The 21,513-nt window shown below is 68.8% G+C and carries 17 protein-coding genes, 4 tRNA genes and 1 pseudogene; 17 read left to right on the forward strand and 5 right to left on the reverse strand.

The annotated features are described in order from the left end of the window. Positions 1–37 precede the first annotated feature (37 nt). The 8 genes from BJY18_RS03190 to BJY18_RS03225 all read left to right on the forward strand — a co-directional run bounded on the left by BJY18_RS03190 (position 38) and on the right by BJY18_RS03225 (position 10,478). A complete protein-coding gene (locus BJY18_RS03190; RefSeq protein WP_184777507.1) occupies positions 38–1,345 on the forward strand; it encodes an MFS transporter in 1,308 nt (435 codons plus the stop codon). Positions 1,346–1,416: 71 nt separating this feature from the next. Further along, positions 1,417–2,154 (forward strand): GntR family transcriptional regulator, encoded by a 738-nt coding sequence (locus tag BJY18_RS03195; protein ID WP_184777508.1) that lies wholly within the window; start codon positions 1,417–1,419, stop codon positions 2,152–2,154. A 32-nt stretch (positions 2,155–2,186) separates the two neighbouring features. Then, on the forward strand, positions 2,187–3,089 hold the full coding sequence (locus BJY18_RS03200) for a carbohydrate kinase family protein (protein WP_184777510.1): 903 nt from the start codon (positions 2,187–2,189) through the stop codon (positions 3,087–3,089). Between the two features lie 357 nt (positions 3,090–3,446). Next, the gene (locus tag BJY18_RS03205) at positions 3,447–4,886 is read left to right on the forward strand and encodes a PepSY-associated TM helix domain-containing protein (protein WP_184777511.1); all 1,440 of its coding nucleotides are present in this window, start codon (positions 3,447–3,449) and stop codon (positions 4,884–4,886) included. 41 nt (positions 4,887–4,927) lie between these two features. After that, entirely contained in the window at positions 4,928–6,187 is a 1,260-nt protein-coding gene (locus tag BJY18_RS03210; protein WP_446680338.1) for an IS701 family transposase, read from the forward strand. Between the two features lie 186 nt (positions 6,188–6,373). Then, entirely contained in the window at positions 6,374–7,864 is a 1,491-nt protein-coding gene (locus tag BJY18_RS03215; protein WP_184777513.1) for a type I 3-dehydroquinate dehydratase, read from the forward strand. Positions 7,865–7,894: 30 nt separating this feature from the next. Continuing rightward, positions 7,895–9,115 (forward strand): acyl-CoA dehydrogenase family protein, encoded by a 1,221-nt coding sequence (locus BJY18_RS03220; RefSeq protein ID WP_221457532.1) that lies wholly within the window; start codon positions 7,895–7,897, stop codon positions 9,113–9,115. A 106-nt stretch (positions 9,116–9,221) separates the two neighbouring features. Beyond that, a complete protein-coding gene (locus BJY18_RS03225; protein WP_221457533.1) occupies positions 9,222–10,478 on the forward strand; it encodes an MFS transporter in 1,257 nt (418 codons plus the stop codon). Here BJY18_RS03225 and BJY18_RS36605 read toward each other — a convergent pair. Beyond that, on the reverse strand, positions 10,435–10,953 hold the full coding sequence (locus BJY18_RS36605; protein WP_246458753.1) for a sodium:calcium antiporter: 519 nt from the start codon (positions 10,951–10,953) through the stop codon (positions 10,435–10,437). The two genes, BJY18_RS03225 and BJY18_RS36605, sit on opposite strands and share 44 nt — an antisense overlap. 110 nt (positions 10,954–11,063) lie before the next feature. On the opposite strand from BJY18_RS36605, the gene BJY18_RS36610 reads away from it, so the two are divergent. From BJY18_RS36610 to BJY18_RS03245, 4 genes and pseudogenes are all read left to right on the forward strand, one after another. Further along, complete coding sequence (locus tag BJY18_RS36610; protein ID WP_246458755.1) at positions 11,064–11,354, forward strand: hypothetical protein; 291 nt, start codon at positions 11,064–11,066, stop codon at positions 11,352–11,354. Positions 11,355–11,610: 256 nt separating this feature from the next. Further along, the gene (locus BJY18_RS03235) at positions 11,611–12,171 is read left to right on the forward strand and encodes a Chromate resistance protein ChrB (RefSeq protein ID WP_221457535.1); all 561 of its coding nucleotides are present in this window, start codon (positions 11,611–11,613) and stop codon (positions 12,169–12,171) included. 428 nt (positions 12,172–12,599) lie between these two features. Beyond that, a pseudogene (locus tag BJY18_RS37945) lies at positions 12,600–12,914 on the forward strand (VOC family protein); the annotation flags it as partial. Between the two features lie 191 nt (positions 12,915–13,105). Further along, positions 13,106–13,591 carry an MFS transporter gene (locus BJY18_RS03245; RefSeq protein WP_184777517.1) on the forward strand — a complete coding sequence of 162 codons (486 nt, stop codon included), beginning with the start codon at positions 13,106–13,108 and terminating at the stop codon, positions 13,589–13,591. A gap of 799 nt (positions 13,592–14,390) precedes the next feature. Here BJY18_RS03245 and BJY18_RS03250 read toward each other — a convergent pair. From BJY18_RS03250 to BJY18_RS03265, 4 genes are all read right to left on the reverse strand, one after another. Beyond that, positions 14,391–14,465: transfer RNA gene (locus BJY18_RS03250), tRNA-Val, on the reverse strand. 1 nt (position 14,466) lies between these two features. Next, a tRNA-Cys gene (locus tag BJY18_RS03255) sits at positions 14,467–14,537 on the reverse strand. A gap of 23 nt (positions 14,538–14,560) precedes the next feature. Further along, positions 14,561–14,633, reverse strand: a tRNA-Gly gene (locus BJY18_RS03260). A 140-nt stretch (positions 14,634–14,773) separates the two neighbouring features. After that, positions 14,774–15,199 carry an SsgA family sporulation/cell division regulator gene (locus tag BJY18_RS03265; protein ID WP_184777519.1) on the reverse strand — a complete coding sequence of 142 codons (426 nt, stop codon included), beginning with the start codon at positions 15,197–15,199 and terminating at the stop codon, positions 14,774–14,776. Between the two features lie 384 nt (positions 15,200–15,583). On the opposite strand from BJY18_RS03265, the gene BJY18_RS03270 reads away from it, so the two are divergent. The 5 genes from BJY18_RS03270 to BJY18_RS03290 all read left to right on the forward strand — a co-directional run bounded on the left by BJY18_RS03270 (position 15,584) and on the right by BJY18_RS03290 (position 21,500). Beyond that, positions 15,584–15,655: transfer RNA gene (locus tag BJY18_RS03270), tRNA-Val, on the forward strand. A gap of 2,065 nt (positions 15,656–17,720) precedes the next feature. After that, positions 17,721–17,957 carry a hypothetical protein gene (locus tag BJY18_RS03275; RefSeq protein ID WP_184777521.1) on the forward strand — a complete coding sequence of 79 codons (237 nt, stop codon included), beginning with the start codon at positions 17,721–17,723 and terminating at the stop codon, positions 17,955–17,957. A gap of 162 nt (positions 17,958–18,119) precedes the next feature. Further along, positions 18,120–18,734, forward strand: coding sequence for a malonic semialdehyde reductase (locus tag BJY18_RS03280; RefSeq protein WP_184777523.1), 615 nt, complete (start codon positions 18,120–18,122; stop codon positions 18,732–18,734). 169 nt (positions 18,735–18,903) lie between these two features. After that, on the forward strand, positions 18,904–20,931 hold the full coding sequence (gene thrS, locus BJY18_RS03285) for a threonine--tRNA ligase (RefSeq protein ID WP_184777524.1): 2,028 nt from the start codon (positions 18,904–18,906) through the stop codon (positions 20,929–20,931). After that, entirely contained in the window at positions 20,928–21,500 is a 573-nt protein-coding gene (locus BJY18_RS03290; RefSeq protein ID WP_184777526.1) for an HIT family protein, read from the forward strand. Before thrS ends, BJY18_RS03290 begins: the two co-directional genes overlap by 4 nt. Positions 21,501–21,513: the final 13 nt, after the last annotated feature.

The following is a 21,513-nucleotide window of genomic DNA, read 5'->3' on the forward strand; positions in this document are numbered from 1 at the left end:
CCGGTGCCGTATTCGACGAGGAATAGAGGTGGTGGACATGCCGGAGCCAAGCGGAACGCAGGCCGAGGTGCGCACGGGCCGGGAGGAGCGCCGGGCGCAGTGGAAGGTTTCCGTCCTCGGCTCGATGGCGGACTACTTCGACGCCGGGGTCATCTTGGCCACCGGTGCCGCGATGCCGCTCTGGGCCACCGCCTTCGGCCTCGGCAGCTTTTCCCAGGGGCTGCTGGCCACCTTGGGGCCGAACGCCCTTTCGGCCGGCATCGGAGCGCTGTTCGGCGGCTGGATCGCGGACAAGGTCGGCCGGAAGTTCGTCTACAAATACGATTTGCTGCTGTTCGCCTTCGGCGTGCTGTGGCTCGTGTGCGCGGTGGACACCACGACCCTGATCATCGGGTCGATCATCACCGGGCTGGCGATCGGCATCGACCTGCCCGCGTCCTGGGCACTCATCGGCGAATCGGTGCCGAAGTCCCGGCGCGGCAGATTCATGGGGCTGACCAACGTCTTCTGGGCGATCGGGCCGGTGGTCACGCTGTCGCTGGCCGGCCTGCTGGCGCCGCTCGGGATGCTCGGTATCCGGATCGTCTTCGCGCATCTGCTGGTGGTCGCGCTGGTGACCTGGCTGCTCCGGCGGGGCATGACGGAATCCGCGGTGTGGCAGGACCATCGGGCCCGGCAAGCCCGGCCGGACGGGCGGCGTCCGGCGAACCTGCTGTCCGGTTCGCTGCTGCGCGCCTCGTTCACCGGCCGCACCGGGCGCACCCTGTTCGGGCTGCTGATGGTCTACGTCCTCTGGCAGCTGACCGCCGGAACGAACGGGATCTTCCTGCCGACCATTCTGCAGACCTTCGGTGCGCAGTCTCAGGGCGCCAGCGTGCTGATCCAGGCACTGGGATTCCTCTGCCAGGCCATCAGCTGTGCGCTGGTGTTCATGCCCCTGGTGGATCGCAAGGTCACGGTCCGGCCCGGCATCGGCACGGTCAACCCGCGGTGGATCATTTTCGGGTTCGGCGCGCTCGCGCAGATCGTCGCCTTCTTCCTGCTGGGAGTCACCGGGATCACGACCGGGATCGCGCTCGCGAACGTGATCCTGTTCGGCGTGGGGGTGGGGATGTCGCACGACCCGTTGGTCAAGACCCTGTTCCAGGAGCAGTTCCCGACCGAGGTCCGGGCGACGGCGCAGGGGATCGTGGTCGCCGCGACCCGGTTCGTCCTGGCGGCCTGGTACTTCGTGCTGCCGCTGTTCGAGGAGATGGGCATCGACGTCACCGCCTTCATCCTGGTCGGGTTCCTGGTCCTCAGTTCCGCGATCGCGCTGCTCTGGCGGCCGCGGCCGGCCTACTGAGCGGGGCCGGCCGGATGCACAGCGAATGCCGCCGATCCGGGAACGCGCCCGCACTCAGTACACTGAGTGGTATGCGTGACGCGGCGAACCGGCGGTCGAAGACCCCCCTGTACCGGATGATCCAGCTTGACTTGCAACGGAAGATTCTCGCCGGTGACCTCCCCCGAGGGTCGTGGCTGCCGTCCGAGGCACAGCTGCAGCGCACGTACGGTGCCTCGCAGACCTCGGTGCGTCGATCCCTGCTGGAACTCGAGCGGCTCGGGCTCGTCGAGCGTCTGCAGGGCCGCGGCACGGTCATCGCCGCGAACGAGGTCCGTGCCGTGAGCCCGATGCTGGGGCTGGGGCAGGAACTGCGCCAGCGCGGGTTCTCGATCCTCGCCGAGGTCCTCGAGAACGAGATCGTCGAGGCCGGCGAGACGATCGGGGCCCGGCTCGGGCTGGGCCCGCGCGAGCACGTCCGGCGCCTTCGGCGGCGTTACAGCGCGGAGGGCACGCCGCTCGTGCTGCTCGAACACCATCTGCGCACGGACCTTGTCCAGGGCCTGCAGGACTTCGGCGGTGACTCCCTCTACGCGTTCCTGCTTGCTCGCGACGCCGCGCCGCATCATGCGCAAGAGCGTGTGTTCGCCACGAATCTCGACGCCCGCGAAGCGGAACTCCTGGCTCTGGCGCCGGGCACTGCGGCGCTTGTGCGGGAACGCACCGCGTTCGACGGATCGGGCGTCGCGGTCGAGCACACGCATTACGTGCTCCGCAGCAGCGCGGACGACGGCTACCAGCTCGAGATCAATCTGCAGGCGACCCCGTGACGGCCCCGTCCTGGCCCAGCACGCTTCACGTCGTGGGGGACGCGAGCGTCGATTATTTCGTCCGCGTGCCACACCTGGCCACCGCCGACGGGAAGGCGATCGGACGGCTGGTGGGTGTGCACGGGGGTGGCATGAGTGCCAACCTCGCTGCCTCCGCGGCGTCGGCGGGGGCAGCCGTCCGTCTGGTGACGCGAGTCGGCGCCGACGAGGACGGCCGTAACGCGCTCGCCGAGCTCGCCGCGCTCGGGGTCGACGTTTCGCAGTCGCTCGTCGAACGTGCGGGGCGGACCTGGCTGTGCTTCGTGCAGCTCGATGGCACCGGCGAGAAGGCGCTGGTCGGTGCCGACACGGGACTCAAGTTCCCCGCGGTCGCCGACGCCGCCGTCCCGACCGGTTCGAGCGAGCTCGTCGCGCTGCTCGCGGACGACGCGCAGTGGGCCGGCGAGATCGCGGTCGCGGCTCGTGCGGAAGGCCACCGCGTCGCGATCGACCTCGAGCCCGACGCCGTGCGCCCGGGCGACACCGACTACGAACGGCTGATCGGCGCGGTCGACATCGTGTTCATGAACCACGCGGCAGCCACGCTTCTGGGCGGGGAACACGCTGCGGCGCGTGAGCTACTCGCGCGCGGCGTATCCGTGCTGGTGATCTCCGCAGGCGCCGCCGGCGCGACGGTCCGCACGAACGACGACGTCGTGCTTCATGCGAAAGCCGCGGCCCCGGTCGACGTCGTCGACACCACCGGCGCCGGCGACGCACTCGCCGGCACGATGCTCGGCGCCCTCGCCTCCGGACGGAACCTGGCGGACGCACTCGCCGAAGGAGTCCGCGCGGCCAGCCGCTGCGTCGGCCATATCGGCGGGCGCTCACACCTCGCCCATCCCGGCGCGCCGACCGTCGAGCTGATTCAGACCACGGAGAACGCGGCCGGCTGAGTCCACTGTGGTCTCCGCCCCGGCGCCGATCGCAAAACCTGTCGAGCAGCGAAAAGAACGCAACGGCTCGCTGAATAGCTAACCACGGTTACTATTGGGCTGTATTCATTGTGCCAGTGGACTTCCGGTGTCCCGGTGCCCGTCCGCGAAGCCCGCCCGTTGACCGATGCCATCCGGCCGTCACGGCCGGAGAACCTTTGGTCACCCGGAGCTTGATGCCGCGGATGCGGTGAACCAGCATTATTCGCGGCAGGCGATGGGGACGTGAAAAGTCGACCCCGTATTCAGAGAGAAATGCCAGAAGGCCGCGTCGCCGCCGATTTTTTCCGCCGTCAAGTCACTTCTCTCAGGAGTTGCATGGCCACGCCCACCACCGGCCGGTCACCGGATCCGCCGGAGGAATCGCCGCTTGCCTCGAAGCGTGCCTCCGCCGACCTCCCGAGCGCGGCGAAGTCGCGTTCGGGACTGGGACTTCTCGCGCGGCGGGTGCACTTCCTGGCGGGTTTGGCAGTTGCGCCGTTCCTGGTGGTCATGTGTCTTACCGGATTGGCCAACGCGTGCACTCCGCAGATCGTCGACGCACTGTACGGGCCGCAGCTGTTCGCCGACAGCGTCACCGGAGCGCCGCGGCCTGCTTCGGGCCAGGTCGCCGCGGCGATGGCAGCCCATCCGGACGGGACGGTCAAGGAGGTCATCCCACCAGCCGATCGGGATCGCACCACCAGGATCGTGCTGTCGGTGCCCGGACTGCCGGACCTCGACACATTCTCCGGCGAAGACCTCACCGTCTACGTCAACCCCTACACCAACCACGTGCAAGGGGAGCTCGTCACGGTCAAGGATCGCCCGCCGGCACAGGTGTGGCTGCGAAACCTGCACGGCAACCTGGGTCTCGGCTCGCCGGGCAGGCTCTACTCCGAATTCGCGACCAGCTGGCTCCCGGTGATCGTCCTGTTCGGCTTCGTCTTGTGGGTCGTCCAGCGACGCTCCCGAGGGGAGCGCGGTGGCCCTGCCGGGTCGCGGCGGTCGTCGTCCCGGCAGGCTCGGTTGCGGAGTCTGCATGGTCGGCTGGGTGTGTTCCTCGGCGTCGGCCTCGTGGCGCTCGCGATCACCGGCTTCTCCCAGTCCGATTACGTGGGTGATCGGGTGGACCAGCTGCTCGAGACCCTCAGCTCCGCCGAACCGCATCTCGAAGCCGGGAAAGTCGCCGTACCGCAAGGGGCGGAGCAGATCACCGTCGAGCAGGTACTGGCGACCGCCGGCGCCACCGGACTGCGTGGGGAGCTGACCATGACCCCGCCCGGAGGACAGGGTGAGGTGTGGAAGGTAGCCGAGACCGGCACCGGCTGGCCGGTCCGGCACGACAGCATCGCGGTCGATCCCTACACCGCCGAAGTGACCGAACGCGTCGCGTTCGACGACTACCCGCTGCCGGCCAAACTCGATTTTCTCGGTGTCCAAGCGCATGGCGGCACGTTGTTCGGCATCGCCAATCAGATCGTCGTGTCCCTGCTCGCCGTCGGCGCACTGGTGCTGATCGCCGTCGCTTATCGGATGTGGTGGGTCAGGCGTCCCCGCGCTGCGTTGTGGCCACCCGCGCCACCGCCGGTCTGGCGTTCTCTTTCGAGAACGGAATCGCTTGCAGTGGTGCTCATCAATGGAATTCTGGTCTGGGCCATTCCGATACTAGTACTCCAGCCGGACTTCGTGATCGGGGCTGGTGGGGGGGGTGCCTGGAGATGGGTGCGGCCGACAGTTGATCATGGTTGGTTGTGTGGACTTCCCAAGATCGCCTGACGGCCGCAGGTGTGAGCATAGACCCTGTCCGGTGGCGGGCGATGTTCGATGAGCTCATGGGGCGGATCGCGGGCCGGTTCGGGCGGGTCGAACCGCGTCGTGGGGCGGAGAAGTTGTTGCTGGGGTTGATGTCTGAGTTGCCGCGGAAGAATTGCTGGACCATCGCCGAGTATGTCGGGGACCCGAGCCCGGACAGGTTGCAGCATGTGCTGGCGCGGGCGGTGTGGGACGCCGACGCGGTACGCGACGACCTGCGTGACTACGTGGTCGAGCACCTCGGTGAGACTGACGCGGTCCTGATCGTGGACGAGACCGGGGATGTGAAGAAAGGCAGCCACACGGTCGGGACGCAGCGCCAGTACACGGGCACTGCTGGGCGGATCGAGAACTCCCAGGTCGCGGTCTATCTGACCTACGCCACCACCGCGGGACACGCCTTCGTGGACCGGGCCCTGTATCTGCCGAAGTCCTGGACCAGCGACCCCGAACGCTGCCACGCGGCCGGAATCGACGAGAACATCGCGTTCGCGACCAAACCGGCGCTGGCCACCGAGATGATCGCCCGCACCCTCGACGCCGGAATCACGGCGTCCTGGGTGACCGGCGACGAAGTGTATGGCGCCGACCCGCACCTGCGCACGGAACTGGAACACCGTGGTGCCGGCTACGTGCTGGCCATCGGACGCGACCGCCGCGTCGCGACCGGAGTCGGCACCTTCCGCCCCGACGACCTCGCGGGACGGCTGCCGAAACACGTGTGGCAACGCTTCTCCGCCGGTGCGGGCGCGAAAGGACACCGCTACTACGACTGGGCCCTGATCGACATCGACCCTGACACCACACCGGCGGGACACCGGTGGCTGCTGATCCGGCGCAACCGCCGCACGAAAGAACTCGCGTTCTACCGCTGCTTCGCAGCCACTGCCACCGCGCTGCCCGTTCTGGTGCGGGTGGCCGGAACCCGATGGCGCGTCGAGGAATCCTTCCAAACCAGCAAAGGACTCACCGGACTTGACCAGCACCAAGTCCGCCGCTGGACCTCCTGGCACCGCTGGACCATCCTGGCGATGCTCGCCCACGCCTTCCTCACCATCGTTGCCGCCACCGAGCGCACCCGGCAAGCGACCTCGACCGACTGGATTTCCTTGACCTGCAACGAAGTCCAGCACCTATTCGCCACACTCGCCATCACACCGATCACCGACATCGCGCACCGACTACGCTGCTCGATCTGGCGCAGACAACACCAATACCGAGCACGGCAGGCCCACTACCAGCGACAAGCCACCCGAGAACCATGAACATCACGATCTACGGCTGGAGTACTAGGCGTCACCCTGGTCGGGTTCATCGTCCTTGACGCGGCAAGCGCTGCCGTGCAGCGCAGACTGCGAGCGAAAATGTAAAACAGGAATTCGCCGTAACCTGACCGATTCCACTATTCGCACAACTGGGAGGCGACGGTGATCCGCGTCGATGGTTCAGAGGTGAAGTGGGACAGCGCTGCGATCAACGCTGTGATGACCGATCCGCTGCCGCGCGGGAGAGCCGAGCTGGACCAGCTCCGGCACCGGGCGGAGCTGGTCGAGGTCCGGGCCGATCTCGTCGGTGAGGTGGACCCGGCCTGGTTGCGGGCGCGTTTCGACGGTCGTCTCGGGTACTGCCTGCGCAGCCGTGCCCACGGTGGCGAGTTCGACGGCTCGGCCGAGGCGCGGCGCACCCGGCTGCTCGCCGCGGCCGAGCACTACGACGTGGTCGATCTGGAAGCCGACCACGATCTGGTCCCAGAGCTGCTGGAGCGCATTCCGGTCGCGCAGCGCCGGATCTCCTGGCACGGAACCGCCGCCGGACACGGCGTGTTGCACGAGCGCTTCGACCGCATGGCGGCCGCCGGCGCCGGCCTGTACCTCTTCACGACCGAAGTGTCGCGAGCCGAACAGGCGTTGGCACCACTGCGGTTTCTCCACGACCTCGGGCGGCCGGATGTCACCGCGTTCGGCACCGGAGCCGCCGGGTTCTGGAGCCGTCTGCTGGCCCCCCGGCTCGGCGCGCCCGTCGTCTTCGGCGGGGTGGACGGCACCAGCACCGACCTGCCGACTGTCGGGCAACTGGTGGGGGACTACGGGTTCCCGCGGCTTCGGCCCCTGGACACGGTGTACGGCATCATCGGTGGTTCGGTCCTGAAATCGGTGTCGCCGCGCGTGCACAACACCGGCTACCGCACGCTCGACATCCCGGCGCTCTACCTGCCGTTCCAGGTGACGGACTTCGGTTCCTTCTGGAGTGAAGTCGCCGAGTCCGGGCTCGCCGAACTCGGCTTTCCCCTGCGCGCGGCCACTGTCGTGTCACCGCACAAGGAGGCGGCGCTCGGCTCGGCACGGACGACCAGTCCCGCGGCACGCCGGTCGGGATCGGCGAATTCGCTCGTCCGGCGGGAAAAGTCCTGGTGCGCCGACACGTCCAACAGTCCCGCGGTCAGCAGGGCACTGGACGGTTTCGAGGTACCCGTCTCCGGTCGCAAGGCCGCGGTGATCGGCTGCGGCGGTGCCGGACGCGCCGCAGCACTCGCGCTCGCCGACTGCGGTGCCGACCCGGTGCTCGTCAACCGTGATCCGCGCCGCGGCCGAGCCGTCGCCGAGCAGCTCGGTTTCGGCTTCACCCCACTGGACTCGTTCCGCGCGGACGGGTATTCGGTGCTCGTGCACGCGACGCCGGTGACCGACCGGGTGCCGTTCCGGTTGTGCGGGCTCCCGGACGACGCGGTCGTCGTCGACATGGTTTACACGTCCGGAGAGACCGCGGTCGTCACCGCCGCTCGTGATCGCGGGCTCGCCGTCGTGGACGGATGGGACGTGCTGCTTGCCGACGCCGGCTGCCAGTTCCACCTGATGACCGGCCACCACATCCCGACCGAGCAGACCCGGGCGCTGCTGCACGCCGCGCGTATCGCCCGGCGCGACCGTTCCCGGCGCTGCTGAAGCCGCCGAAACCGACCGGAAGGATCCCCCGTGACCCTCGACAAGATCTCCGAAACGCCGTGGCTGCACGAACTCCGCCCGCAAGGCCGTGACCTGATCGGACGCGTCGGGGAGGTCGCCGAGGCGTGCGCCAAGCGTGCGGACGAACACGACCGGGCGGCGACGTTTCCCGGCGAGGACTTCGACGACCTGGCCGCGGCAGGGCTGAACGCGGCCACCGTGCCCCGCGAGCACGGCGGACTGGGGCTCGGCCCGCTGAACGGTGACACGCTCACCCTGTGGCTGATGACCAAGGAACTGGCCAAGGCCGACCTCTCACTCGGCCGATGCTGGGAGGGGCACACCAATTCGCTGGTGCTCCTCCATGCGCTGGCTTCCGAGCAGCAGCAGGAGCGCTGGTTCGACGGAATCGTGCGCGGCGGCCAGAAATGGGTGGCGTGGAGCGGCGAACCGCAAGCGCGGAAGCCCGGTGAAGGCACCAGGTTCGGCACCGGCATCACCGCCGTCGACGGCGGATGGGTGCTGGAGGGAACCAAGGCGTTCGCGACGAGTGCGACCGGCGCGGACTGGGCCCTGCTGCTCGTCAACACCGCGGGACCGGGAGGCGCCCGGCACGCGGACGCTCCGGCGGAAGGGCTGCTCCTGCTCGCGTGCGACCTGTCCGACCCCACCGTCACCGTCGACGAGTCGTGGTGGGACCCGATCGGCATGCGGGCCACCGCAAGTCACGTGGTCGAGTTCGACCAGACCTTCCTGCCTCAGGAAAACCTCGTCGGGGAACCCGGCGCCTACCTGCACGAGGGTTGGCAAAGTGCGTTCACCCCGCACTATGCGGCGAGTTTCCTCGGTGCCGCCGAAGGCGCCTTCGACTACGCGCTCGAATACCTGACCCGCCAGAACAAGACCGCCGATCCCTACGTCCACCACCGCGCCGGCTCCATGGCGGTCAACCTCCAGACCTCGCACCTCTGGCTCGCCCACGTCGCGCAGTTCTGGGACCGCGGGCGGCGTGCGGAAGCGCAGCGCGCCGGAAACTGCGCCCGCCACCTGGTCGAACATCTCGCCCTGGAGACGGTAGAGCACTGCGTTCGCGCCTGCGGGGCACGCAGTCTCGTCCGGCCCAGCCCGGTGGAACGGATCCTGCGCGACCTCACCTTCTACGCCCGTCACGACAACGACGATCACGTTCTCGCCACCATCGGACGCGCGACGCTCGGCGAAACCCACGATTCCTCGTTCTTCAAGCCCTGACCGACCACAAATACGCGCGGGAGATCTCGTGTCGATCGGCGCCACCCGGTCCAGTCCGGCACGGGCGGAAGGACGGCTCCGAGGTGCCACCGGCCACCGGGGACGGGTGCTCGTTTCGGCCTCGGTGGCGATGGCCATGACCGCTCCCGGGCAGACGCCGGCCATCTCGGTGTTCGTCGACCCGCTGAGCACCTCGCTGCACGTGTCGCGATCGTCGGTGGCCATGGCCTATTCGATCGGCTCGCTGGCCGGTGTGCTGGTGATGCCGCTGCTCGGCAGGCTGCTCGATCGCCACGGACCACGCCGCGGCATGGTCGCCGTCGCGCTCTGCTTCGGTGCGGTTCTGGTGGCGGCCGGCACGGTCACCGGGTTCGTGGGGCTGAGCACTGCCTTCGTCGGCATTCGCATCGGCGGACAGGGCGCGCTGAGCCTCGTGGCGACCACCGTCGTGGCGGTGTATGTACAGCGGCACCGGGGACTGGCGATGGGTGTCGTCTCGGCGATCGGCACCTCCGCGATCTCGCTCGCGCCGTTGGCACTCGAGCGGCTGATCGGCGGACTCGGCTGGCGCGCCGTCTGGCAGCTGGAGGGCTGGGCAGTTCTCGTGCTGGCCGTGCCCGCGGCATTGTTCGTGCTCCCGCGCCGCGTGCTTGCCGACGGGGGAGCGCGCACGACCGAAGCCGATGCCGGATCCGCGGCATCGGCACGGGAACCCCCGGCCGGCTGGACGCTACGGGACGCCAGCCGCACGGCGGTGTTCTGGGTCGTCGTCAGCGGTGCGGGCGTATGCAGCCTGATCACCACGGCGCTGACGTTCCACCAAGTCTCCCTGCTGGGGGAACGCGGTCTCGGCCTCGCCGAGGCGGCGGCGAACTTCGTACCGCAGCTGTTCGCCGGACTGCTCGCCAGCTTCCTCGTCGGCTGGCTGGCCGATCACATCGGCGATCGGACACTGATCATCGCCGTCATGGCGGTCCTCGCGCTCACCACGCTCACCGCCGGCTGGGTGCGGCCCGGCTGGCCGGCCGTCGCCTACGGCTTGGCGCTCGGCGCCTCCACCGCCGGAGTGCGCACGCTGCGGGCGGTGGTCTTCAGCGACTGCTTCGGCCAGGGACATCTGGGGACCCTGCGCGGTGTGGTGCATTCGGTCATCATCGGCACCTCCGCGCTCGGCCCCGTCGTCCTCGCGCTGGGACGCGCGTGGTCGGATTCCTATCGGGACGCACTGGTCGCGCTCTGCGCACTGCCGGTACTGGTCGTCGTGGCAGCGTGCCTGACCAGACCACCACGGTCCGATGTGGACAGCCCGGCGGAGCAGATCAGTCGTCGTCGACGGGAACCTCGCCGAAGGCCACCAGGCTGATGACGAAGTAGGCGACGTAGCAGGCGAGCAGGACGATGCCGTGCCAACGGCGCAGCCGCCCGGTGCCCAGGAAGACCGCGGCGGGCACCGTCATCAGTAGCAGCACCGGCAGGTGCCAGCTCACGACCTCGTAATCGACAGTGATCACTCCGCCGAACAGCAGGATGATCCCGATCTTGCCGGTGACCGAGAACACCACGCTGCCGATGACGTTGGCGACTCCGATCTCCGGCGCGCCCCTGCGGGCGGGCTCCACGGTGAGGAAGACGTCCTCGAGGGACAGTGCCAGCGTCGCCGGCCAGCGCGAGGAGCCCGAATGCCACGTTCCGGCCGGCGGAATGCCTTCGTGCCGCGAGAAAACCCTGGTCGACCCGCAGGTCCGGGGGCAGGTGGAAACCGCCGCTCCCACCGGCACCGCGCGCGTGCGGGTCTCCGGCGGCGAGGGTCGCCGTGCCGCCCCCGCCCACGCCGGCATTCTCGAGCTGCTCGTAGAGTTCGGCGTTGCGCCACACGGGCCGCCGCGCGACGTATTCGCGATAGCCGATCCAGCCCACGAAGGCCACGAACAGGATCCCGGTACCCTGCGTGAGCCCGCCGGTCAGCGCCAGCACGAACATCACCACCGGCGCGGCCACGAACAAGACCAGGTATCCGCGGGGCACGTCCACCCGGCACGGGGCGATGACGGCCGCGAGCGCGAGCACGATCCCGGTCATGGCGATCGTGGTCCCGATCACCGTGCCGAGCGCGACGCTGCTGAGATCCTCGAGGTTCAGCACGAGGCCGAACACGAGATCGTCGAACTCGATCCCGGTGAACACGACCGCGATGAGGAACAGCGAGACGGCCCACCGGCTGGCGACTCCGACCAGGTAGCCGATCAGCTTTTCGGCGCTGTAGACGAGAACCGCGATGCCCAGGACGAACTCGAGGATCGGTGTCATCGGCAACTCCCCAGAGTCTACAGCTTCGTCGACCGTGCACAGGATGTTGTCAGATTTCACCCGGTCGGGCAATGCGCCCATCGGGTCAAGGAAAAACGGCGAAGGGGCACGCGGATGGCCGCGCCTTCCCGGCGCGGACGGGTCGCCGGTGTGGACGTGTTCAGCTGCGTGCTGGCACGCTTACGTGTGTGCCCAAGGACTTCTCCGATCACGAGTCCGCCCCGCCGGGGTGGCTGCTCCTGGTCTACCGGGTTCCGCGCGAACCCACGCGGTTGCGCGCGAGCGTGTGGCGGAAGCTGAAGAGCACCGGAGCGGTCTACCTGCAGAACTCGGTCGCCGTGCTGCCGGCGTCGAGCGCGCATGAACGGGCACTGCGCTCGCTGCGCAAGCACGTCGAGGAGCTGGGCGGTTCTGCCCAGCTGATGCGCTGCGACGTCCTCGCCGGCGCAAGTGATGTGGTCGCGACCTACAACTCCGCACGGGACGAGGAGTACGAGGAAATCATCGACCGGTGCCGCGGCTTCCTGGCCGAAATCGAGAAGGAGACGGCTGCCGGGAAGTTCACCTATGCGGAGCTGGAAGAAAACGATGAAGACCTCGCCAAGCTCCGCGGCTGGTCGGACAAGGTCCGCCTCCGGGACTCACTCGGCGCGGCCCGCCGGACCGTGGCCAAGGAAGCCCTGCAGGACTGCGTCGCGGCACTCGATGTCTTCGCCACCAAGGTTTATCTCGCCGAAGACGGCCCATGAGCACCAACGCCGGCCGGCTCCGTGTCGCCGGCCGCACCTGCATTCGAACATTTTCCGGCTGGGTGTAGGTCGCATCCGGCATCGACGTTTCTCGTGGGTGGAGGCTTTCCTCCGTAGAGGCTGATTGAGCACAACCCGACCGTCCGTTCTGCGATCCCGGTCCCGGGCAGGTCTCGCGGTCTGTCAACGAGCCCGGGCGCATCAGTCTGCGACGGCCGCACGTAGCGGCCGTGTGGCCACGGATGATCACCCAGGTCGTCGGCCCGTTCGCACGCGTGCGCGCACAGTCGGCCGAGTTTCGTCGCTAATCTTGTCAACAATCTTGTATGTCATCTACATTGCCAGGCGAGCCGGTCACCGGATTTCGTCCCTAGGAGAAGCTCTTGTCCCGCACCCCGGTTCCCGGGAACCTCGCCACCCTCAAGCGCATGGTCGCCGACACGCCCACGCGTCCGCCGCTCGGCGACATCGCCCATCTCGGGCACGCACAGCTGTTCACGCCGTGCCTCGAGGACACCGTCGCGTTCTTCACCGACTTTCTCGGCCTGACCGTCGCCGAGCGCGACGGCGACCACGTCTACCTGCGTACCTGGGACGACTACGAACATCACAGCCTGATCGTCACGCGCCGCGATCGTCCCGGGCTCGGCCGGACCGCGCTGCGCTGCTCCTCCGCCGAGGCGCTGAAGCGCCGGACGGCGGCCGTCGAAGCGGCCGGCGGGACTGGGAACTGGGTCCGCGACGAGCCCGGCGTCGGCCCGCTGTGGGTGACCGCCGATCCCGACGGTCACGAGATCGCGCTCTACCACGAGACCGCCTGGTACGAGGCACCGGCCGAGCTCGCGCCGGAGCTGAAGAACCAGCCGCAGGCCAAACCCGGGCGGGGTGTCGGCGTCCGCCGCCTCGACCACGTCAGCAGTGGCTGCCCAAGATCATGGGCGACCTCGGCTACGAGACCGGCGACTCGCTGCTGTTCTCGACCGCGCTCAACCTCGGGGGCATCGTCGGGATGCTGGTGGCGGGCCGGCTGTCCGACGCGGTCGGGCCGCGGAAGATCGTCGTACTGTGGTTCACGCTGACCGCGGTCTTCGTCTACCTGATGGGCGCGCACCTGCCCGTGGCGGTGCTCTACGTCGTGGTGTTCTTCGCCGGACTGTTGCTGTTCAGCGGGCAGACCATGGTCTACGCGACCGTCGGTGCCCACCACGACGCGAGCGACCGGGACACCGCACTGGGCTGGGTCGCCGGGATGGGCCGCTTCGGCGCCGTCTTCGGCCCCTGGCTCGGGGGAACACTTCTGGCCGCGGGCCAAGCCGGCTACGGTTTCGCCGCGTTCGCGGCCGCCGGCGTTTTCGGGGCAGTGATGATGGCGTTGGCCACCGCCACGATCAGGATCCGCCGCGTGCACGCCGTCGCGTGAACACCGGTTGCCCTCGTCGCTCGGTACCTTTCCCTTTGCCGGCTTTTCCGGTACAGGCAGACGTAATCCCTCCGACCACCCGGCCGCCGCGGCGGTGGACGTCATTCGCGAGGCCATCGCCACGGGCCGCTTCGCGTCCGATAGGGCGGAGCTCGCCGCGCACTTCGGCGCCAGCCGCGCGGCGGTCGGGGGGTTTGTGTGCGGCGCGAGCCGCCATGCGTGCCACCGAAATGGACCGGGCCGAGTCGCGCCGGCTCGGCGAGCGGAGGTGCTGGCGCCGGCCTTGCCGACGTAGGCCATCGCTTCGATGACGCTGCCGACGTGATCGCGCATCGCCGGCCCGGCTGTTTCCGGGCGCGAAGCGGGCTGCGTCAGCGCTTTCCAGTCCTTTGTCGCGTCCGCTTCTCACTGTTGCACTCGGCGAGGCGAACACGAGCGCGTGATCAGATCATCGGGCAGTGGCACGGCGACTGCACACGGCCCGGCGCTCGGCAGACGGCCGGGTCTGCGTCAGGCAACGGTACCGGTGCGCGGAAGGTCTCCCGACCCTGCGAGACCTCGATCCGTTTGCTCACTGGCAAGTCAAGGTAACCGTCGCCCGGCCTGGCTTGGCGAACCGCTCGACGATCATGCCGGCTGACCCGCAGCAGCCTTGGTGCCGATCGTGCCGAGCCGGGGGAGCGGTTCCCACACGTGCGCGCGACGCCTCGTGAGACAGCCGCGGCGGCGACTCGCCATCTCACCGACTGAAGCCCCGCCCCTCCGAGGAGGAGCAGGGCTTCTGACCTGCGGTTTCAGATGGTGCGCGATACTGGGATTGAACCAGTGACCTCTTCCGTGTCAGGGAAGCGCTCTCCCGCTGAGCTAATCGCGCGAGGTGGAGACGGGATTCGAACCCGTGTACACGGCTTTGCAGGCCGTTGCCTCGCCTCTCGGCCACTCCACCGTGACAGGCCCGAGAGCCTTCCGAGCGGACGACGGGATTCGAACCCGCGACCCTCACCTTGGCAAGGTGATGCGCTACCAGCTGCGCTACGTCCGCACTATCCGCGGTGCCGGGACGGTTCTACCTGGCCTTTCGGCCGGTGTTCCGCACCCCGTCGCCGTGGTGTGAGAGAACCATATCGGACCCCGGAAACCACTCCGTCACCGGGGGGCCTCCCGCCGGTGACGGGCCCGTGATCAGGCCAGATCGTTCGGGATCAGGTGGGTGAGCGCGTCGTCCACGTCGACCCACAGGTGTTCGTTGCCCGGCAGCACCACGTCGTAGGTGCGGTCCAGGAAGTCGGCCAGCTCCTGGGCGGACGCCTCGAACATGGCGTGCCCGGACGGCGAGTTCAGCTCGATCAGCACCGACTCCGGCTCCTCGACCGAGGGGCGGATGCGGACGTCCCCGTCGCCGGCGTCGGCGAGCAGGCCGTCGGCGAGCAGATCGCGGGCGTAGACCCATTCGACCCACCCCGCGCGACCGGTGCGGAAGGCGGCGACGACCGCGTACGGGTCCCGCGTGTCGTAGCGCAGCTCCACTTTGACCGGAACCGCCGGCGTGCGCGGTGCCAGCAGGTCGAAGACCGCTGTCGAGCGGAGCGTCACGTGATCGTTGCGCATCGTCCTACCCTTCGTCTCCCTTCCCGGCCCGGACGACCGAGGACGACGGTGAGACGCACCGGAGCGCCGGTTCCGACGCGAGTGCGCTCGAGATCACCCGTTCGAGACCCGGCGGTCCCGCTGATCCTCCGCCGTCCGCGCCGCGCAGCCTGCCGCGGGCGCCCGGTGGGCACCACACGTACATACTGCGCGGTTCGAGCGCCGTGCGATAGCACCGTCGCACGGATGTCGAACCGGCCCGCGCGCGGGCCCGGTGCCGGCCACCCTGGACTAGCTCGGGGTTGTTCGTTCCGTATCCGCTGGTAGACGCTCTGTGGTTGGTTCCAACCACCCGTTTGCAGGCCCTCGAAAGTCGTGTTGTAGAGTTCTGTTCACACCGCGAGGGGGCGATTAGCTCAGCGGGAGAGCGCTTCGTTCACACCGAAGAGGTCACTGGTTCGATCCCAGTATCGCCCACCCCCACCAAGGCCCCGGACATCCGTCCGGGGCCTTGGTTGTGTTCTGGACGTTTCGCGTGGTCAGGCCTGCGGTGGGGGCGCGGGTCCGGGTGGGAGACGCCGGGATTGCGCGGGATCCGCCGAGGCTTTCGTCCTGCCGTGGCGCGGCCGTCAGGTGGTGACGGTTCCGGCTTCGACGGCAGAAGTGTGATCCTGGGCACTGGCCGGTCGCTTGGATACTCGCGAATCACCTGATCGGCCGCAGCGAAGGCGGCGGGGTAGCTGGCGGCGGATGGAAGTTGCGGTGGTTTGCGGTGAAGGCTGCGCGGTGACAACGAAGGTTGTGGTTCACCGGATCCCGCCTCGGCGTGGCTGACAGCCGGGCTTCTCCGGAGGCGGGCGGGGAGCGCGTCGGCGGAACGACGTGTTGACGCAGCCGTGACGCGGTAGTGGGTACCGCCTGCGCGACGCCGAATGCGAGTAGTGAGGCGGGGTTTCTGCCGGATTCCGTCGGGGATTCGGCAAGTCCTGCCGTCAAAGTGCGCCGAGATCGGTCGCTCCTTTGTGGACGGTACACAGTATTCTGTCTGCAATGGAGGGTCACGGCTGCGTGTGGCGCAGTCGCGGGAATGGTGGGTACCCGGATTGCTGATCACTTTGTGTAGTTACCTATCGAGCTCCTTGATGGTGCCCATTTGCCGGGAAGGGGGCGGGATGTGGCTGGTAATCCGTGCGACGTCAACGGCAATAGGGCCGATACCCGGGCATGTGTCATCTCTCTGTGACTGAAACGGGGTCGCGTGGTAATCACGGAGCGCGGTCGCCGGACCGGGTCCCAGCGTGCCGGCGGTGGTTTCTCGGGAACTCGGGCAGCGCGGGAGGTCTGATGGAAGAGCCGGTGCGGCCGTCGCGGACAGCCGGTGGTGTTACGGCGCACGCTGAAGTGCTCGCACCGGCGGATCCGCCCGCGAAGGCCCATCGCAGTGGGAACCGCGCCCGCACCGAGAACGAGCGTTCGGTCGCGAAAGTCGCCACGATGAGTGGAAAACCGCCAGCGGTCACGTCTCGTCCGGCCGAGGAATTCGCCGACCTGCCGCGGATCGCGCTCCATCACACCGGGCAGCACGCCGCCGGAAGAGAGGCGATGCCCGTTCCGTCTCCGGCAAGCGCGGATCCCGTTGCTGCGGCGCGGGTTCCGGCGGATTCCGTGGTCGCAGCGGAATCCGCGGGCGGGAATGCGGCTGAACCTGTGGACAGGAATGTAGCAGAATCCGAGGACGGGAATGCAGCTGAACCCGAGGACGGGAATGCAGCTGAACCCGAGGACGGGAACGCAGCTGAATCCGCGGACAGGAACCCAGCCGAGCCCGCGGACAGGAACGCAGCCGCCGTGGCCAAGCTCGCCGTCGGGCCCGTACCCGAGTCTCAGCTCGAAGCCGTGTTGGCGCCGGTGCTGGGACGCAAGCCCGAGTCTGATGCGGGACCCGAAGCGGTGTTGCGGCCAGTGTTCGGACAGAAGTCGGAGCCTGAAGCCGTTTTGCCGCCCGCGCCGGAACGCAAGCCCGGGTCCGAGCCCATGCTCGTATCCCGGCCGATGCTCGCCGCCTTGCTCGGGCCACGGCCGATGCCCGAACTCGAGGCCCAGCCCCGGCCGGTTCGCAAGTCCAAGCCGGTGCCCCAGCCCCACACCGTGTCCCAGCCGATGTCCAAGCCCCAGCCGGTGCGCGAGCCTGAGCCCCAGCCGGTGTCCAGGTCCACTACCGAGTCCACTGCCAAGTCCGTGGCCCGCCCGGTGTCCAAGCCCGTGCAGAGGGCGGTGCCCCGACCCCAGTCCGTGCCCCGCCCGGTACCGAAGCCCCAACCCGTGCCCCCTCGGCCCGTGCCCCACCCCTGCCTCATCCCGCGCCAGTCGCGGACGTCGCAGCCGCCCGGCCCGGTGCCGGAGGGCGGCACCGAGCCCGTTCCGCGGTGCCCGGCCGTGTGTCTGCCGCGCTGAAGGCGCATCCGGCCGGGTGGGAAAGGGCGGTACCGGGCCACGGTTGTCGCCGCGGAGGTGGGCGCGTCCTGTGTTGTCGTCGTGGCCGGTGCGCTCGTTCTCGACGGTCGGGCGCCGCACGATCTGCATGCACTCGGGCACGGCGCTGGCCGTCCTGCTGTCGCTTCCGGCCAGCCGGGCTTGGAGTGTCCGGGTGCTCAGCGAAGGAGCGGAGGAGTACCGCACGCTCGGACGTGGCCTGATCAGCGCGGCGGTGCTCGTGGCGCTCGGCGGGTTGCTGTTCGGGGCGCTACGCGCGGTGCTCGCCGGGCAGGGCGCCTACTGAACGGCAGCGGTCGGGGCCCGGACGCCGTCTGGAAGACTGTCACCGGCGCCGCTCACCGGACTTCGTGCGCCGGATCACATTCTCCCGGTGCGGGAAATAGTCAAGCGCTCAACTATGTTGTCAGCGGGAAAGGCGACCGTACGGGAAGGAACCCGGAATCCGATGACGACATCCGTTGAGTCAGGCGAAGAGCTGCAGGTGCCCGCCGACGTGCAGAACCTGCTCTTCCGCGAGGCGCGCACGGCCAACACCTTCAGCGACGACCCGGTGACCGACGAGCAGGTCCGTGCGATCTACGACCTGGTCAAGTGGGCACCGACCTCGATGAACACCCAGCCGCTGCGTGCGCTGGTCATCCGCTCGGACGAGGCGAAGCAGCGCCTGCTGCCGCTCATGGCCGAGGGCAACCGCGCGAAGACCGAGACCGCGCCGATCACCGTGATCCTGGCCGCGGACGTCGACTTCCACGAAAACATCCCGCAGACCTTCCCGCACAAGCCGGAGGCCAAGGAGCTCTTCGCGCAGGAGAGCGGCCGGGTCGAGTTCTCGAAGCTCAACTCCCTGCTGCAGGTCGGCTACTTCATCATCGGCGTGCGCGCGGCCGGGCTGGCCGCCGGCCCGATGACCGGCTTCGACGCGGCCGGGGTGGACAAGGAGTTCTTCGGCGGGAACAACTGGCGCTCGCTGGTCGTGGTGAACGTCGGCAAGCCCGGCGACAACCCGTGGTTCGACCGGCTGCCGCGCCTCGACTTCGAGCAGGTCGTCGAGACTCTCTGAGCACAGCTCGGCCCGGAAGGCCGCCTCGCCGACGCGCGGGGCGGCCTTCTCGCGCGCTGGCGGTGCCTTAACGGTGGTCACCGTCAGGGCACCGCTCGGCCCGGCTAGCATCGGCGGAGTCATCCCCGTCACTTCGTGACCAGTCACCCAGACACAGAGGAGCACGATCGTGTCCCATCCGCCGTCAGCCGCCGCCGTATCCGCCCCGCGCGTGGTGGTGCCGGCGGGCACTACGGCGGGCGCCGCGGTGCGGGAGGCCGGCCTGGCCACCAAGGGGCCGGACACGATCGTGGTCGTGCGCGACGTCGACGGGAAGCTGCGCGATCTCGCGTGGACCCCGGACGCCGACGCGCAGGTCGAAGCCGTTGCCGCGAACACCGAGGACGGCCGTAGCGTGATCCGGCACTCCGCGGCGCACGTCCTCGCGCAGGCCGTGCAGCAGCAGTTTCCCGAGGCGAAGCTCGGCATCGGCCCGCCGGTGCGCGACGGCTTCTACTACGACTTCGCCGTGGACAAGCCGTTCACGCCCGAGGACCTGCAGGCGCTGGAGAAGCGCATGAAGCAGATCGTGAAGGGCGCGCAGCAGTTCTCCCGTCGCGTGTTCGCTTCCCGGGAGGAGGCGAGGGCCGAGCTCGAGGACGAGCCGTTCAAGCTTGAGCTGGTCGACCTCAAGTCCGAAGTGGACACCTCGGAGGTGATGGAAATCGGCGGCGGCGAGCTGACCGTCTACGACAACCTCGACCCGCGCACCAAGGAGCGCGTGTGGGGTGACCTCTGCCGTGGTCCGCACGTGCCGACCACGAAATTCATCCCCGCGTTCAAGCTCACCCGGGTCGCCGCGGCCTACTGGCGCGGGGACGACAAGAACCCGCAGCTGCAAAGGATCTACGGCACCGCGTGGGAATCCGCCGAGGCGCAGGAGGCCTACCTCGAGCGGATCGCCGAAGCCGAACGCCGCGACCACCGCCGCCTCGGCGCCGAACTGGACCTGTTCTCCTTCCCCGAGGAGATCGGCTCCGGGCTGCCGGTGTTCCACCCCAAGGGCGGCATCATCCGCCGGGAGCTGGAGAACTACTCGCGCCGCCGGCACGAGGAGGCCGGCTACGAGTTCGTGAACACCCCGCACATCAGCAAGGAGCAGTTGTTCCTCACCTCGGGACATCTGCCCTACTACGCCGACACCATGTTCCCGCCGGTGCAGTTCGACGAGGAGAACTACTACCTCAAGGCGATGAACTGCCCGATGCACCACCTGATCTTCCGCTCGCGCGGCCGGTCCTACCGCGAACTGCCGCTGCGGCTGTTCGAGTTCGGCACCGTGTACCGCTACGAGAAGTCGGGTGTGGTGCACGGGCTGACCCGGGTGCGCGGGCTGACCATGGACGACTCGCACATCTACTGCACCCCGGAACAGATGCCCGGTGAGCTGCGCTCGCTGCTGAAGTTCGTCCTGGACCTGCTGGCCGACTACGGGCTCTCGGACTTCTACCTGGAGCTGTCCACCCGCGGGGACTCGGACAAGTTCATCGGCTCGGACGAGGAATGGGCGCAGGCCACCGAAACGCTGCGACAGGCGGCCGTCGACTCCGGCCTCGACCTGGTGCCGGACCCGGGCGGCGCGGCGTACTACGGGCCGAAGATCTCCGTGCAGGCCAAGGACGCCATCGGCCGGTCCTGGCAGATGTCGACCATCCAGCTGGACTTCAACCACCCGCGGCGGTTCGAGCTGGCCTACACCGCGGCGGACGGCTCGAGGCAGCAGCCGCTGGTGATCCACCGCGCGCTGTTCGGCTCGATCGAGCGGTTCTTCGGCGTGCTGACCGAGCACTACGCGGGCGCGTTCCCGGCGTGGCTCTCGCCGGTGCAGGTGGTCGGCATCCCGATCACCGCCGACCAGGTCGAGTATCTGCACGGTGTGGAGAAGGCGTTGCGCGCCAAGGGGATTCGCGTCGAGGTGGACGCGAGCGACGACCGTATGCAGAAGAAGATCCGCACGCACACCACGCAGAAGGTGCCGTTCCTGCTGCTGGCCGGCGGCAAGGACGCCGACGCGGGCGCGGTGTCGTTCCGGTTCCGCGACGGCGGCCAGATCAACGGCGTCACGGTGGACGCGGCCGTCGAAGCCATCGCCGAATGGGTCGCCCGGCGCGAGAACTCGTCGCCGACCGCCGAAGCCGTGGAGAAGATCCTCAAGTGAGCACCGCGGACGGACCCGACCTCGTCGAGCAGGACGGCATCGGGGTCCCGGACGCGTTGCAGCGGCTGTGGACCCCGCACCGGATGGCCTACATCCGGGGCCAGGACAAGCCGGACGGCGACGAGCCGCCCGGCTGCCCGTTCTGCCGGCTGCCCGGCCTCGACGACGAGCAGGCGCTCATCGTGGCGCGCGGCGAGACGGTGTACGCGGTGCTGAACCTCTACCCGTACAACCCCGGGCACCTGATGGTGGTGCCCTACCGGCACGTGGCGGACTACCCGGACCTCACCGAGGCCGAGACGCGGGAGCTGGCCGGGTTCACCCAGCACGCGATGGGCGTGGTGCGGGCGGTGTCCGCGGCGCACGGGTTCAACATCGGCATGAACCAGGGCGTGATCGCCGGTGCCGGCATCGCCGCGCACCTGCATCAGCACCTCGTGCCGCGCTGGGGCGGGGACGCGAACTTCATGCCCGTGATCGGGCACACGAAGGTCCTCCCGCAGCTGCTGGGGGAAACCCGGCAGCTGCTGGCCGGCGCCTGGAACGAGCCGCGCAGCACAGCTGGTTGAGTGCTCAACTCGC

Origin of the sequence: Amycolatopsis jiangsuensis (assembly GCF_014204865.1) — a bacterium.
Classification (GTDB): domain Bacteria; phylum Actinomycetota; class Actinomycetes; order Mycobacteriales; family Pseudonocardiaceae; genus Amycolatopsis; species Amycolatopsis jiangsuensis.

Excerpts from the sequence above, each read along its gene's own strand:
- BJY18_RS03190 (WP_184777507.1), top strand. The coding sequence starts at position 38 with ATGCCGGAGCCAAGCGGAACGCAGGCCGAGGTGCGCACGGGCCGGGAG.
- BJY18_RS03195 (WP_184777508.1), top strand. The coding sequence starts at position 1,417 with ATGCGTGACGCGGCGAACCGGCGGTCGAAGACCCCCCTGTACCGGATG.
- BJY18_RS03205 (WP_184777511.1), top strand. The coding sequence starts at position 3,447 with ATGGCCACGCCCACCACCGGCCGGTCACCGGATCCGCCGGAGGAATCG.
- BJY18_RS03210 (WP_446680338.1), top strand. The coding sequence starts at position 4,928 with ATGTTCGATGAGCTCATGGGGCGGATCGCGGGCCGGTTCGGGCGGGTC.
- BJY18_RS36605 (WP_246458753.1), bottom strand. The coding sequence starts at position 10,953 with ATGCCGGCGTGGGCGGGGGCGGCACGGCGACCCTCGCCGCCGGAGACC.
- BJY18_RS03245 (WP_184777517.1), top strand. The coding sequence starts at position 13,106 with ATGGGCGACCTCGGCTACGAGACCGGCGACTCGCTGCTGTTCTCGACC.
- BJY18_RS03265 (WP_184777519.1), bottom strand. The coding sequence starts at position 15,199 with ATGCGCAACGATCACGTGACGCTCCGCTCGACAGCGGTCTTCGACCTG.
- BJY18_RS03280 (WP_184777523.1), top strand. The coding sequence starts at position 18,120 with ATGACGACATCCGTTGAGTCAGGCGAAGAGCTGCAGGTGCCCGCCGAC.